The following is a 13,478-nucleotide window of genomic DNA, read 5'->3' as shown; positions in this document are numbered from 1 at the left end:
ACTACCTTCAAACAAATATTGACTTTATTTCTGCAGGTGAGATGCCTTTTTCATACAGGGTTCGCATGGCACTCATCGCCGTCGCGGTATGCGAGAAAAAAGCCTGATAACCTGCACACAGATAGTTATGATTGGTTGCGCCTGACGCAGAGGGTAAAAAACGATGTTTCGGACAGCCGCCATAGCAGGCGAACTTCCATTGACAGCGATGACACTCCTGCGCCATTGAACGCTGTTTATCGCTGCCGAACTGGCGATTTTGTTCGCCCTGATTCATTTGACGCAGCGTCTTCTGGTGGATATTCCCCAGTTTAAATTGCGGATATACGAAGTGATCGCAGTTATAAACATCGCCGTTCATTTCCATCGCAAACGCGCTGCCGCAGGTGGGCGCAAAAACGCAAACCTGCGGCGGCAGGCCGCACCAGGCCGCCAGCGTCTGTTCAAATAGCTGAATGCCGATATCGCCGATATCCTCACGGATCCAGATATCAAATACCGCATTCAGAAACTGACCAAATTGCAGGCTATCGACCGACCACGGCGTCATCGCGATATGTTTATCCTGCGGCTGCGCCAGTCCATTTTCCCCGCAGCGTTCAACTAAAGGGATAAATTGCATATAGCGGCTACCAATGCTTTTCAGGTAGCGATAGACCTGAACAGGATGATGCATATTGGTACGGTTAACCACCGTGAGGGTATTAAATTCTACGTCGTGCTGCGCCAGACAACGCACCGCATTTTCTACTTTTTCATGCGTCGGCTTTCCGGAGCGCGTCACTCGCCATTCATCGTGTAACGCGGCATCGCCATCAATAGAGACGCCAACCAGAAAATCATGCTCCCGGAAGAAGGTCGCCCAGTCATCGTTGATCAGGATGCCGTTGGTCTGGAAGGTATTGACGATGGTTTTGCCGCCACAATAGCGCTGCTGAAATTCAACGGCTTTACGATAAAACGGGATGCCCATTAATGTGGGTTCCCCGCCCTGCCACGCAAAAATGACCTCATCAATATCCTGTGCGGCAATCTGCTGCCTGATGAAGAGTTCGAGGGTCTCTTCCGACATTTTGTAATGGTTTTTTCGATCCGGATAGAGCTTTTCTTTCTCCAGATAAAAACAGTACTTACAGTCAAGGTTACACACCGATCCGGTTGGTTTAACCATGACCTGACAACTTTTCCCAAACATCATTACCTTCCCTGAAATAAAAGAACCTGATCCGGCACAGAGTGACCGGATCAGGTGGGCATCGCCCTAAGTGGCATACTTAATTTTTTATAATTATTCCATTAGCCCCAGGTGACAGGCGTCGGCTTATCGCCACGGGCTTTCATCAGCGAATCGTTATCAATATCCTTTTTATACTTCAGGAACTTACCGTAAAGCTGTTTCTCAATCTGCGGCTGTTTACCAATTTGATTGAGCGTCTCGAAACGATCGGTTTTCAGGTTATAGAGATATTTAGGTTTATTCTGGCGATCGATGATCATCTTCCAGTCGCCGTCGCGGATCGCCCACTCATCCGTCGGATCGTCCTGGAACGGCATATCGATACCGAAGATCAGCGGTTTCTGGCGTTTTAACGTCTTGTCCTTCAGGAGCGGAACTAAAGACTGACCGTCGTAGGTACGATCGGTCGGGAGTTTAAAGTCCATCATGTTGGCCAGCGTCGGCAACCAGTCAAGACCATATACCGGCGTGTCCGTTACCATCCCCTGTGGAATGTGCTTGCCGTATTTGATGATTGCCGGTACGCGAATGCCGCCTTCCCACAGGTTGTCTTTACGCCCGCGCAGACCGTCGGTTTCCCCGGCCAGGTTCAGCTCGTATACCTTACGCGCTTCGCGCGTGACAGGGCCGTTGTCGCTGGTAAAAATGACGATGGTGTTATCTTCCTCGCCCATCGCCTTAATTTTATCCAGCACTTTACCGACCTGCTCATCCATGTAGCTGATATTGGCGTAATATTCGCCGGTGCCGCGCCACGGTTTGTCTGCCCAGTCGCCGTAGAACAGATCCGGATGCTGCTTCTGGTAGTCGGTCATGTACTGCGAATACATATCAAGGTATTTTTTCGGCGACGCCAGCGGGCTATGGACTTCGGTAAAGGCGACATATAAGAAGAACGGATTATCGTCTTTCTTATTATCCAGCCAGTTCACCACTTCAGAGCTCACAAACTCGCCGCTCATCTTATCTGCGCGGCCAATATGTTGGCCATTACGAATCCACCCCGTAGGATGCACCACGCCATAGCGCGGGCGCTCCTTGGCGTTATCCAGCGTAGCATCGGTGACAAATCCCGCCGGATTAACCAACGTATAGTCAAAGCCCATGTCTTTCGCCTGCGGCTGATCGGTGCGATCGCCGCCCGCATTCAGGTGTAATTTCCCCATCATCGCTGTATCGTAGCCCTGCTGTTTTAGCAGATTGGCGATAGTCAGTTCATTACGCCCCAGCGCAACATCTTTGCCTTCCGGTATCCAGGAACGGATTCCGGTACGGAACGGCATACGACCGGTTAACAGGCCCGCGCGGGAAGGAGAACACAGAGGCGCTGGCGCATAATAGTCGGTAAACTTCACCCCCTCCTGCGCCAATTTGTCTATGTTAGGTGTTTTAACGATGCGGTGCCCGTAGGTGGCGAGATCGCCATACCCTAAATCATCCGCCAGAATAATGACTAAGTTAGGACGCTTTGCGGTTGCCGCTTGCGCGGTTGATAATACGCATCCAGCGCATAGCGCCAACCCTATCATACTGGCAACGACTGTTCTTTTCATTTCAACTCCTTTGAGTTATCGCACGGTCTGATTACGATATATTTGCCGATAGACCCGGCTGCGGAATACAGCCTAAATTAATTGCACTATATATATTCGATTTGTCTTATATTTCTTCCATTAACATCGTTTTATCGTAGAAATTATTCACACTCATTATAATATTAATGCCATAAATATATTTCGTGCTAAAGAAAACACGCCTGAAGCAGTCTATAAAAAAAGAAATCGCGAACGAGTGATGCAGATCTCAAATATGGCCCATATGTCAGAACCGCTATTGTGATGTCAATATATGTTGCTGTTTGAACGGTAACACCCTCATTTAATGGCAGTAAGTTGTCTTTGCGAGAGATTATTCCCATTCGAAGTTTCATTAATTTCATGCTATCCGGTGTGACTTTTACAACAGAGACATAAACTATAAATCAAATAGTTATCACGTAATAAACAACATTATCTGACACGAATATTTGACGATTATATGTCGCTGATATTTTTGAGACATCTATCACCTACGTATAAAAAGACACTCCTTAGAATTCGCTTCTTTACACAACATTTCACTGTGTTTTTACCTCATGGAGTTGAGCATGAAAAATAAGAAATATATTAATAGTCTACTCGCCGCATGTGTTCTTTTCTCTTGCTTTAATGGCCAGGCAGCGGAGTTGAAACGCGTATACGGTAAACTTAGCTTCGGATATGGCGACTGGAATAAAGGCTTTGTCAATGTCGATCGCGGCGAAGTGTGGAAAGCGGTAGCCGATTTCGGCGCCGTGTTTGACAGGGGCGAATTTGCATCATTTTATGAAATGAACGTGCTCAACCATCCGGTAGAAGGCCGTAACCATGTTACCCAATTTCTGGGACATTATAGGGTAGTAGAAGGCTCTAACTTTACCGCAATGATGAAACTCTATATGTCGATGGAGAATAAATTCGGTGATGAATTAAACATGATGTACGGGGTAGGTTATCTGGGTTTAACCAGCCCATCAGGCTTTATTAAGCCCTATTTCGCTGTTCATAACTTATCGAACGATTATACCTCTAAAAAGTATGGACAGGCGACAGGCTTTAACGGTTATGTTCTCGGTTGGGTCGCGGCTTATAACTTCGATATGTTTAATGAAAAGTTCGTCATTTCAAACTGGAACGAAGTTGAAATGGATCGTAATGATGCCTACGCCGAACAACAGGGTGGGACGACCGGCCTGAACGGCGCGGTAACGTTTACATGGAAATTTATGCCGCGATGGACCGCCTCCGTCTCTTACCGTTACTTCAATAATAAATTGGGGTATGACGGCTACGGCGACCGTATGAATTACCTGATCGGCTTCGAGTTTTAATAATTAATAAACTTGATGAATATTACTTAATTTCCCCGGTTTGTAGTCGTGAATGACACGACTACAGGCATTGTTTTTCTTTAATGTAGCGTAAATGGATGGTTTATATGAACAAAAAGTTTTCGATATCCCTACTGTCGCTGTGCATTGGTTTGTCTTCAGCCATTTCCTTTTCAGCCGATGCGCGTGACATCACAATTTATTATACAAACGATTTACATGCCCATGTAACCCCAGAAATTATCCCCTATGTATCCAAGACACGTCCGGTAGGCGGCTTTGCGCCCATCTCGAAAATTGTCAAAGATGCAAAAGCGAAAGAGAAAGATGTCTTTTTCTTTGATGCTGGCGACTATTTCACCGGACCTTTTATCAGTACGCTGACCAAAGGCGAGGCTATTATTGATATTTTAAATACCATGCCTTACGACGCCGTCTCTGTCGGTAACCATGAATTTGACCATGGCCATGAGAATCTGGTTAAACAACTCAGCAAATTGCAATTCCCGGTATTGTTGGATAATGTTTTTTACAGCGGCACAGATACGCCATTAATTAAAGAACCGTATACCATCGTGGAAAAAGATGGATTCAAGATTGGCGTCATCGGTATGCACGGCGTTTCCGCATTCTATGAAGCGATTGCCGCAGGCGTGCGTGAAGGCGTTGACTGCCGCGATCCGATTCCTTATGTGAAAAAACAGCTGGAAGAGTTAAAAGGGAAAGTTGACCTGACCGTGCTGCTCGCCCACGAAGGCGTGCCGGGTATGCAGTCCAGCGCAGGCGAGGCTGATGTCGCACGCGCGCTGAAAACCGACGTTGATATGGCGAAATCGCTGGAAGGCTATGGACTTAACGTCCTGATTACCGGCCATGCGCATAAAGGTACGCCAGAACCGATTAAAGTGGGCGATACCCTTGTCGTTTCCACGGATGCGTACACCATCGAATTAGGTAAACTGGTGCTTGACTGGAACCCGGAAACCAAAAAAGTGGACAGCTACAATGGTAAGTTGATCACCATGTATGCGGATACTTATAAGCCAGATCCGGTCACGCAGGCCAAAATTGACGAATGGGATAACAAGGTTAAGAAAATTACCGATGAGGTGGTCGCGCACTCTCCGGAAGTGCTGACCCGTTCTTACGGTGAATCCGCGCCAACCGGCAACTTAATCACCGATGCCCTGATGGCTACCGCTCCTGGCGCCGACGCTTCCTTCTATAATGCTGGCGGCATCCGTACCGAATTGCCAAAAGGCAATATCACCTATGGTGATGTGCTGAGTATGTATCCGTTCACCAACGATGTCATGAGCATGGAAATCAGCGGTAAAGACCTGAAATCCATCATGTCACACGCTGCCGATCTGAAAAACGGTATGCTGCACGTATCTAAAACCGTCCAGTTTAAATATGACAGCACCAAACCGCTGGGCCAGCGTATTGTTGAATTTGATATCAAAGGCAAACCGGTAGAAGACAATAAACTCTATACCGTCGCGCTGGACTCCTTTATCGGTAAAGGTGGTGGCGGATTTACCTTCACTAAAGGTAAAAATATCAAATATATAGGGGTACAAACCGCACCGGCGTTGGTTAACTATATGAAGCAGGTTAACAATATTCAACCTGACCACGCCATGCGCGTGGATGATATTAGCAAATAAGCCATAATGTTATGCGGTCGATAACCGGCCGCATAACATACTTAGTTATGCAAACAGCGGCATTTTGTATACCCGAAATGCAGAAATATCATAACGATAATTCGTGCCATTCGTCTCTTCGTTCTTGAAATAGCCCGACGTCACCATCGCTTCGAATAAGACCTCTTTCGTCTCTTTATTGATTTCTTGTAATACCAGTCGACCTAACGCCTGTTGCCCTTCATCCGGATCGACAAGATCGCTGGAACCTGGTTGCGCGGTAATGGTATGTTCAAACTCATCAACCGTCGTCGCGCCGAAGTGAATAACCAGGTGACCATTAGTCAATAAATGCTTAGCGCTCACAAAACTGCTATAGCCCCGGTTCCCGACTTCCGTTTTACCATATTCATACGGACGCGTTACGGTCATCGTGTTTAGGTTTATTTTAAACTGCACCACCCGGCTGAAGTTATCGAGCGGCAACAGACTTTTCGCATCTTCGCGTGAACGATAGTTACCATTATCAAAGACCATAAACTCCAGGATACCAGGCTCATCGTTTGGAATTTCAACAATGTTATGCTGCCCCCAGGTCCAGAAATTCTTATCTGCCGCATCAATCCCTCCCGGCGAGGTAAGATCGTACAGCGGGACACCATCATCATCGACAGGGGTTAATAAGTATTGCTTGAATTCGTCAGACCAATCCTCATGGTTCGCCATAATAAAGCGCAGTTCGCCGGAATCCACATTTACGCCAAAAATCGCGCTCTGATGTCGACCGGAACAGATCAGCAAATTGTTGGGTTCATTAATATAGCTTTGGTTGATATGCAGCCAGTCATCCATTGATACGTCCTGACCTGGCGCGCTTCCGGAAGGACGCGGCGATCTGGAATAATCCATCACATACAGCATATCGTAATAGGCGACTTCAAGTCCGGTAGATAAGTTAATAATAGAAACGCCATCTTTCCCGGTTGAGTAACCGTCTGGCCGTCCATTGCTATATTCTGAAGGCGCAATCGCCAGATTGTTCTCAATGGGAAGAATGGAGTGATGGAACTCATTGTCGAGAAGATAAACCGTATAAACCCGTCCCATAATGTCAAATTCATACATATTCAGACAATGGTTTATTCCCTGTGACGTCGCCAGGAAATGGCCGTTATCCATTCTGACAAAATTATAAGAAGGGATTTCCTGACTTACATACCACCGGACAATCCCGTTATGATCAAAAGCCAGATTATACCGATCAAAATAAGTGGAGAAATAAAGTCCTTCCTCCATCAGCGAGGCCTGCTGCGCAGGACAGGAGACGCTAATAATAGGGAAGCCGAGGCTCACGTTAGCCGAATCCGTGGGCGGTAATGCGTCTGTCATTACTGTATATTGCCCGACAATTTGCGAGGCAAGGCGTAGGGTAATCTGATTATTCACCGCGGATACCATCCCACACACAGGAATAAGGTTAGCGCCCGGATGTACATCATATTGATAACGCACTGCCTCTGTCGTCGCTTCGCTATCAACAACATTGATCTCAAGCGCGGCAGCTTCATCCATCCAAACCCCCAGATAGAGACTCAACGGGGCGGTCCCGTAGGGATTTACGGTGACAATGGCCTTGTCACAGGTATTAGATTGCGTGATCTCCGCTAATCGTTGTTCATATATGGCGTTATGGTTTAAAACCAGTGCGTTATTGGTATCGATTTTCTGGTTAATCGGCTCACGCGGTGCGGGCATGTTAACCATTGACGAACTTTTCTTATTCATACGTTTCTCCTGATTAATTGGGATATAGGCAACGAGCAGCTACAACATGCCAGCCCGTTGCTTAGCAAATAACCCTACCTCAACAAGAGAAATCGGTTTAATAATTTAAAATAAAACATCCATAAAATAACACCCAGACAAAAACTATTCTTTATCGTCCGAAGATTTTATTTCCCTGGCGCTACTATAAAAGCATAACAATTATGTAGCATTAATGCATTGTGACCAATAGCCTATACCTTTTTTATGGTTGGCATAGGCCTTGCGCCATAATTCAAATTATTTTATGTCAACAATAAATCAATCAAAGCATATCAATCTACTGATAAAAATTAACACTACTATCATTTTATTTTTAGAGCGACTAAAAATAAAATTTTAGTTTTTCTAAAAAAACATCATTTTTGTGACACGATACGATTTTCTCTGGAAAAAAGACGCTATTACAATCACGCCAGTTGATCCGTAAATTTAATATGCATATTATTATCGCCACCCCAATTAAACCCATTAAATAACATCATGACTATTTATTTAATTAACAGCACGCACACTTACAATGATAAGACCAATGAGCTAAAAAACATAAAAACGGGAAAGATGATAAAAATTGCCGCAATGCGCATAAAGTGTCTGGAATATATGCTGAATCATGCACAACAAGAGATTATTTATAAAAAACAACTCACTAATGAACTTTGGGGGGAAAGAAGTCAATTTATCAGCGACGCCAACCTGACCCAGATTTTATATCTACTGCGGCGCGACCTTAAAGGCTTTGGCCTGAGCCAGTTTTTTTCCACGGTGCCTCGAACGGGTATTAAAGTAGATGCTAACATTATTATCAGCAATGAAAACAAAAGCTGCCTCCCCTCTTCTTTAAAAAAAGAAGCGTATAAATATATGGCATTATTTTTCGCTTTACTGACCATGGTCATAACGGTTATTCATTTAATACGATAATTTGATATTAAACCGACAAATCGCATAAGGATGTGCTTCCTTCAACCAAAGCGTCAGGCTGCTTTTCCTGGCTAAAAAGAAAGGTCGACTGAAATGTTGATATCAGTTTTTTGGCATTTTTATAATGGGTGCTGTTTGTAGCCAGATAAGAATAAACGGGTAACATACGAAAAATTATTTCATCAGGCATACGTAGTATTTTTATATTATAACGCCGCACATCTCTAAAATAAGTAGCAATCTTTCCTGGCAAAATCGCAACCATATCGCTTTTTTCAACAACACCTATAACTCCAAATAGTGAATCACTATAATAACCTATTTCTCTGCGCCCCGCATAAGGCGTACTACTCTTGAATAAATCAATGCTATCAGCGGTGAAAGAAGAGAACATATCTGAATGATAGACAGCATGTCTGGCAGCATAAAAATTATATAAAGAAATTTTTTCAAGCCCAACCAATGGACTTTTTTCACCACAAACACAAACAAAATCAGATAAATTATCAATAAGATAACTTTCAATCATCTCATTCTTAATTTCCAGAATTCCCATGATGACATCCGCATAGCCATGCGTCAGCATGGAGGCTGGTGAGTATTCCCCTGTTTTTTTAATCGCATAGTGTTTAATAATATATCGATTCATCAACACAGTATCCAGCAATGCTGGAAAATAGTAATTTTCAGTGATATCACCTCCCAGAACAATGAGTTCATTACTCTCCTGAGCATCTGTTTTATCGCACAGTGTGCTTTCTATAGATTCAATTGCCTGGCGAAATACCTGGTGAAGCGATTTACCTTTGCTGGACGGAACTAATCCTTTGCGGGTTCTGATAAATAACTCTTCGCCATAAAGATTTTGTAAACGAAGAAGAGCCTGAGAGATCGCCGCAGGCGTGACATCCAGTTTCCTCGCCGCCCTGGTTGCATTTCCTTCAGTAATAACCGTATCGAACACTTTGATCAGATTGTAGTCAATTTTTTTAGCATTTTTTATTGGCCGCATATAGGTTATCCTGGCTGGTATAATCTGGCACCATCATTTAAGGCGCAGATTAACCTTGCACCACACTTATTTCAATAAGTAAATCATTTCCTCTATCTGTTTGTTATTAAATTATAATTTTATTGATATCATTTCAGCCTGTGTGAAATAAAAACACATGATGCCATTTTATAAAAAACATCAAAAACATCTGGCACACTTTATAAAAAAGTAAAAAAGCATAATATTATCCTGTTTAATCACAAATGATTCTCTTATTTCTTTGCGGTTCTCTACGCTTATCCGTACTGATGTAAGGAGTACTTTACCGCCAGTGAACACACTGACAGTGTCAAACGTACCTTATGAATATCAAAACGGAGTGAATTCATGAGACAATATACTATTAATAACGAATTTATTTATAATGAGTCGTTAAGAGAAATAATATCATTACATGATAAAAAAGTACTAAAGGTGACGCTAATGCGTGCGCGTTGTTTAAGCTATCTTTTTGAAAATGCCTACAAGAAACTGATTACGCGGGAGATGATTTCACACGCAGTTTGGGGAGAGCGAAGTCAATTTGTTAGCGATGCTAATTTGACGCAACTTCTTTATCTGCTGCGACGAGATTTACAACAAATCGGGCTTTTCGAACTGTTTGTTACGCTCCCCAGGCAGGGGATAAAAATCGATGAAAGATTTATCATTGACGCTGCTGACATACCGCCACAAGCTATTCAATATCATACTCACCGATGTAATAAAATTATATCCATTGGTATTCCCACTCTTTTTTTATTGATCGTGCTTTTCTTTTTAGCGCCGTTTATCTGAAGATAAAGTCTGTAGACCGTGTCCCGGGAAGGTGAGAACATTTTTCATAATATCCTCACACGACACTGACGGGACACCATCTGCGGTCTGCTACGCGGTTCAGTCATAGACAATGCGTAGCACTGTTAATTGCTTATCTTCATCCAAATAATCTCGTTTTACCGTTGCATGAGGAGACGATATCGGCGTGATAATATTCTCGACAATAATATAACGTTCAACTCCCTCTTTATTATGGCATTGAATTTCTAAGGTTCCTACGTCATTCCAGCAGCCTGCCTCAACAACCGATCCCATAAAATGAATCTGAGCGGTCGGTTTCGCTGTCCCTTCATGAACGATAAAGGAAAGTAAAATCACCGGTATGACGCAACGCATAGACTTCATTTTACTTTCACTCCTGTGCGTTCTCCTCTGAGCGAATATCACCCCTTCGCTTTCTGAATCGCCATTTGCAACATATCCTGAGTCGTGCTTCCCGGGATCACGGTCACCCGTTTTACATCACCGTCTTGCGTCTGAGGCATGACGACAAAAGCAGGCGTGCCGCTAAAGTCCATATGCTGCGCCAGTGCCTGGTTAGTGAGGAGCGCATCATGTACTGCACCGCTGCTTTGCGCTTCTTTTACGGCGGCCAGCTGCGTCGGCGTTAGATAATGTTGCGCCAGGGTGTAGACATCGTGTTCCGTTAACGCGCCTTCCACCTTCCCTGTGGCATAAAGCGCATTATGCCAGTCGAGATATTTCGCCCCGCCCTGTGTAAGCCATACCTGTTCGCCGACTCTGGCCGCCAGTCCGGATACCGGCCAGCGGGAGGAAAAAATAGGAAACTCTTTGAAAATAAACCGGGTATCCGGGTTCGCCTTAATCAGGTTTTCGACCACAGGCGCCATTTTGCTGCACCACGAGCACTGGTAATCAAAGAACATCACCACCGCCGCTTTTGCCTCGTTGGGCCCAACGGAAGGACTGCTGCTACTGAGCAACTCAGCACGATACTGTAATGCCAGTTGAACATACGCCTGTTGTTGCGCAATCTGCTGACGCTGATGCAACGTCTCGCTGGCGGCGACCAAAAATTCCGGATGTTCGGCCAAATACGTTGCCACCACCTCTCCCACTTTATCCGGATGACTGACGATGTAGGCTTCCGCCGTCGGGCCAATTTGCGACGTCGGGGCAGAATCGGCGGCGATTGCCGAGGCGGATACGGCAACGCCTGCCAACGTCAACATCGCCAGTCGGGAAAGTTTTAACGCGTGATAATACATAATAAAAGTCTCGTTCGATAAGTTCGGAAAGCCTCCCGCTATCGGGAGACGCCTGAAAAAAAGTTAATGAATACGCGTCAGATCCACGGTTTGCGCTGTCATTACCCGCCCATAGTCATTAATACTTTGCCAGCGCACAGTGCAGCGAACCGTGTGCCGGCACCAGTCCGTTTGACGCGTTGCAAAGGGAGCCACGACCCCGGCGTTGTCCTGGGCGCGCTCGTTAGCGCGTAATAAAAAGAGCGTAACGTAATAGGGTGTCGGATTGCGTACCGTCGCGCCATCGGGGGTAAGCGACCAGATCAGATGCCGGTAGGCCTGCTGCGGATTGCCGGCGAGTCCCTCAGGGCGATAGAGCAATTTTAAAGCCGAACGAAACGCCATTTGTACACGGTTCGCTTCCGGTTTACCGGAGGGAATAGCGGCGATACTCAAGGTAAACAGACTTTCCCTGTCGGCGGGTAGCGGTGCGCCGGTATAAACCACCCGCATTGAGTTTTCCTGGCGCGCTGAAAGCATAAATAATGGCGGCGTGACCACGAAGGGCATGATATTCCCTTCGTTTTTGGTTCCTGGCCAGCGGCCACCAGGTAAAATATGCGTATCAATTAACCAGGACGCTTCTGAATGGTTACTTACCGGTACGCTTAATGCCGGGGCGCCCGCATGATAGATAAAGCGAGTACCGCCAATTACCACGCCAGCCTGCGCCCATGATATGGGAAGCAAGCACCAATATATCGCGCAGCGTAAAAAGAACTTATTCATAGGCAAGAATGAAGGTTGCGGAGGCATTGGCGTCCCCGGGCGTTACCGCGCCGCCATCGGCAAGATAACGCGCGTAAAATTGCAGATGCGCCGACGCCTGACCCGGACTGAGCGTCACCACATCACTCTCTTGCCCCAGTGGGATTAAAGTTTTATTTTGATCATAAAGCGCAATCCCAATGCCTGAAGCGTCGCTTTCCCCTGCGGTAAGCGCCAATAAATCCGTATTACGGCTGTCCGCCGCACCGCTAAAACTGACCGTTACGCCGCTGGCAGTGCTGCCGCAGTTTTGTAAATCGATAGCAAAAGGTTGCCATGCGGAACCGTCGCCCGCGCGATAAAACTGCCGTTGAGAAACCGCGCCCATCGCCACGTTAATATTTTCCGAGCCAGGAGAGAGCGAACACGTATTGTCCGTGATGGTTCCGGAAACATAGACCCGGCCATCGTGCGCCTGGACGCCGGATGCCGCCAGCAGCATCCCGATGCCGTACAGGATATCGTTACGCATAATTACGATGGCTCCTCATTCATACTGCATATCGAAATACATGACCGCCGTCGCGTTCCCGGACGTGACCGTCGGCCGGGTCGATTTATAGCGAATATAAAAAGACAGCGTGTTGCGTCCGGCTTTCAACGGATAGACCACCGAGTCGGCATTATTGATACTGATGGTATCCTGATCATCATTCAGAATTTCCACCCCAACCCCGCTTGCTAACATGTTTCCGCCTCCCATCCCGGTGTCGGTTATCGCCAGTAGCGCGGGATTGTCCGGATCGGGTTCGCCGGTAAACCAGATCTTCGCCCCGGCAATTCCTCGGGAACAATTTTTGAGGTTGATATTAAAGGGCTTAAATTTTGTCGTTGTTCCTGTCGAAGGAAAGTCGCCAACCGCAAACTGTCCTAAATCAATACTTTGACTGAGACTGGAAATATCTATGTCGCAGGTTTGCGCCACAATAGTGCCGGTAAATTCGAGGTTATAAGCGAGGTCGTCAGCGCTGGCATTGATTTGCGGACACAGCATTAGTCCCATGGCAAAAAGAGCGCAGTGTGATGT

The 13,478-nt window shown here is 45.8% G+C and carries 12 protein-coding genes and 1 pseudogene; 4 read left to right on the top strand and 9 right to left on the bottom strand.

The genetic code is table 11. The features are described from left to right. Positions 1 to 7: 7 nt before the first annotated feature. Complete coding sequence (locus ACQ29O_RS04350) at positions 8 to 1,198, bottom strand: anaerobic sulfatase maturase (RefSeq protein WP_000971148.1); 1,191 nt, start codon at positions 1,196 to 1,198, stop codon at positions 8 to 10. A 98-nt stretch (positions 1,199 to 1,296) separates the two neighbouring features. Continuing rightward, positions 1,297 to 2,790, bottom strand: a complete 1,494-nt coding sequence (locus ACQ29O_RS04345; RefSeq protein ID WP_000831880.1) for a sulfatase family protein — start codon at positions 2,788 to 2,790, stop codon at positions 1,297 to 1,299. A 593-nt stretch (positions 2,791 to 3,383) separates the two neighbouring features. On the opposite strand from ACQ29O_RS04345, the gene ACQ29O_RS04340 reads away from it, so the two are divergent. After that, the gene (locus ACQ29O_RS04340) at positions 3,384 to 4,145 is read left to right on the top strand and encodes an outer membrane protein OmpK (protein ID WP_000791534.1); all 762 of its coding nucleotides are present in this window, start codon (positions 3,384 to 3,386) and stop codon (positions 4,143 to 4,145) included. 98 nt (positions 4,146 to 4,243) lie between these two features. Further along, a complete protein-coding gene (locus ACQ29O_RS04335) occupies positions 4,244 to 5,815 on the top strand; it encodes a bifunctional metallophosphatase/5'-nucleotidase (protein ID WP_020936817.1) in 1,572 nt (523 codons plus the stop codon). Between the two features lie 45 nt (positions 5,816 to 5,860). Here ACQ29O_RS04335 and ACQ29O_RS04330 read toward each other — a convergent pair whose 3' ends face one another. Further along, positions 5,861 to 7,579 (bottom strand): aryl-sulfate sulfotransferase, encoded by a 1,719-nt coding sequence (locus ACQ29O_RS04330; RefSeq protein ID WP_001036511.1) that lies wholly within the window; start codon positions 7,577 to 7,579, stop codon positions 5,861 to 5,863. Positions 7,580 to 8,101: 522 nt separating this feature from the next. Between ACQ29O_RS04330 and ACQ29O_RS04325 the strand changes: the two genes are divergently transcribed. Next, a complete protein-coding gene (locus ACQ29O_RS04325) occupies positions 8,102 to 8,542 on the top strand; it encodes a winged helix-turn-helix domain-containing protein (RefSeq protein WP_000158346.1) in 441 nt (146 codons plus the stop codon). Positions 8,543 to 8,549: 7 nt separating this feature from the next. Here the strand turns inward: ACQ29O_RS04325 and ACQ29O_RS04320 are convergent, their stop codons facing one another. Beyond that, a complete protein-coding gene (locus ACQ29O_RS04320) occupies positions 8,550 to 9,554 on the bottom strand; it encodes a LysR family transcriptional regulator (RefSeq protein ID WP_001247393.1) in 1,005 nt (334 codons plus the stop codon). Positions 9,555 to 9,923: 369 nt separating this feature from the next. Between ACQ29O_RS04320 and ACQ29O_RS04315 the strand changes: the two genes are divergently transcribed. Then, positions 9,924 to 10,373 (top strand): winged helix-turn-helix domain-containing protein, encoded by a 450-nt coding sequence (locus ACQ29O_RS04315; protein WP_001250363.1) that lies wholly within the window; start codon positions 9,924 to 9,926, stop codon positions 10,371 to 10,373. 99 nt (positions 10,374 to 10,472) lie between these two features. Here the strand turns inward: ACQ29O_RS04315 and ACQ29O_RS04310 are convergent, their stop codons facing one another. From ACQ29O_RS04310 to ACQ29O_RS04290, 5 genes and pseudogenes are all read right to left on the bottom strand, one after another. Then, entirely contained in the window at positions 10,473 to 10,760 is a 288-nt protein-coding gene (locus ACQ29O_RS04310; protein ID WP_000839833.1) for a hypothetical protein, read from the bottom strand. A gap of 38 nt (positions 10,761 to 10,798) precedes the next feature. After that, the gene (locus ACQ29O_RS04305) at positions 10,799 to 11,644 is read right to left on the bottom strand and encodes a DsbA family protein (RefSeq protein ID WP_000291392.1); all 846 of its coding nucleotides are present in this window, start codon (positions 11,642 to 11,644) and stop codon (positions 10,799 to 10,801) included. Between the two features lie 63 nt (positions 11,645 to 11,707). Continuing rightward, entirely contained in the window at positions 11,708 to 12,439 is a 732-nt protein-coding gene (bcfG, locus tag ACQ29O_RS04300) for a fimbrial chaperone BcfG (RefSeq protein ID WP_001135028.1), read from the bottom strand. Next, positions 12,405 to 12,923 (bottom strand): fimbrial protein BcfF, encoded by a 519-nt coding sequence (locus ACQ29O_RS04295; RefSeq protein WP_001243232.1) that lies wholly within the window; start codon positions 12,921 to 12,923, stop codon positions 12,405 to 12,407. Before ACQ29O_RS04295 ends, bcfG begins: the two co-directional genes overlap by 35 nt. A gap of 15 nt (positions 12,924 to 12,938) precedes the next feature. After that, positions 12,939 to 13,475, bottom strand: a pseudogene (locus ACQ29O_RS04290) (fimbrial protein BcfE); the annotation flags it as partial. Between the last annotated feature and the right edge of the window lie 3 nt (positions 13,476 to 13,478).

This window comes from Salmonella sp. GDC200615, assembly GCF_050574145.1.
GTDB classification, from domain to species: Bacteria; Pseudomonadota; Gammaproteobacteria; order Enterobacterales; family Enterobacteriaceae; genus Salmonella; species Salmonella enterica.
The sequence above is the reverse complement of the archived record's forward strand: the minus strand, read 5'-3'. Positions and strand labels throughout refer to the sequence as shown.

Bases quoted from the DNA above. Each gene is read 5' to 3' on its own strand.
- ACQ29O_RS04345 (WP_000831880.1), bottom strand. From the start codon at position 2,790: ATGAAAAGAACAGTCGTTGCCAGTATGATAGGGTTGGCGCTATGCGCT.
- ACQ29O_RS04295 (WP_001243232.1), bottom strand. From the start codon at position 12,923: ATGCGTAACGATATCCTGTACGGCATCGGGATGCTGCTGGCGGCATCC.
- ACQ29O_RS04325 (WP_000158346.1), top strand. From the start codon at position 8,102: ATGACTATTTATTTAATTAACAGCACGCACACTTACAATGATAAGACC.
- ACQ29O_RS04310 (WP_000839833.1), bottom strand. From the start codon at position 10,760: ATGAAGTCTATGCGTTGCGTCATACCGGTGATTTTACTTTCCTTTATC.
- ACQ29O_RS04315 (WP_001250363.1), top strand. From the start codon at position 9,924: ATGAGACAATATACTATTAATAACGAATTTATTTATAATGAGTCGTTA.
- bcfG (WP_001135028.1), bottom strand. From the start codon at position 12,439: ATGCCTCCGCAACCTTCATTCTTGCCTATGAATAAGTTCTTTTTACGC.
- ACQ29O_RS04305 (WP_000291392.1), bottom strand. From the start codon at position 11,644: ATGTATTATCACGCGTTAAAACTTTCCCGACTGGCGATGTTGACGTTG.
- ACQ29O_RS04320 (WP_001247393.1), bottom strand. From the start codon at position 9,554: ATGCGGCCAATAAAAAATGCTAAAAAAATTGACTACAATCTGATCAAA.
- ACQ29O_RS04330 (WP_001036511.1), bottom strand. From the start codon at position 7,579: ATGAATAAGAAAAGTTCGTCAATGGTTAACATGCCCGCACCGCGTGAG.
- ACQ29O_RS04350 (WP_000971148.1), bottom strand. From the start codon at position 1,198: ATGATGTTTGGGAAAAGTTGTCAGGTCATGGTTAAACCAACCGGATCG.
- ACQ29O_RS04335 (WP_020936817.1), top strand. From the start codon at position 4,244: ATGGTTTATATGAACAAAAAGTTTTCGATATCCCTACTGTCGCTGTGC.
- ACQ29O_RS04340 (WP_000791534.1), top strand. From the start codon at position 3,384: ATGAAAAATAAGAAATATATTAATAGTCTACTCGCCGCATGTGTTCTT.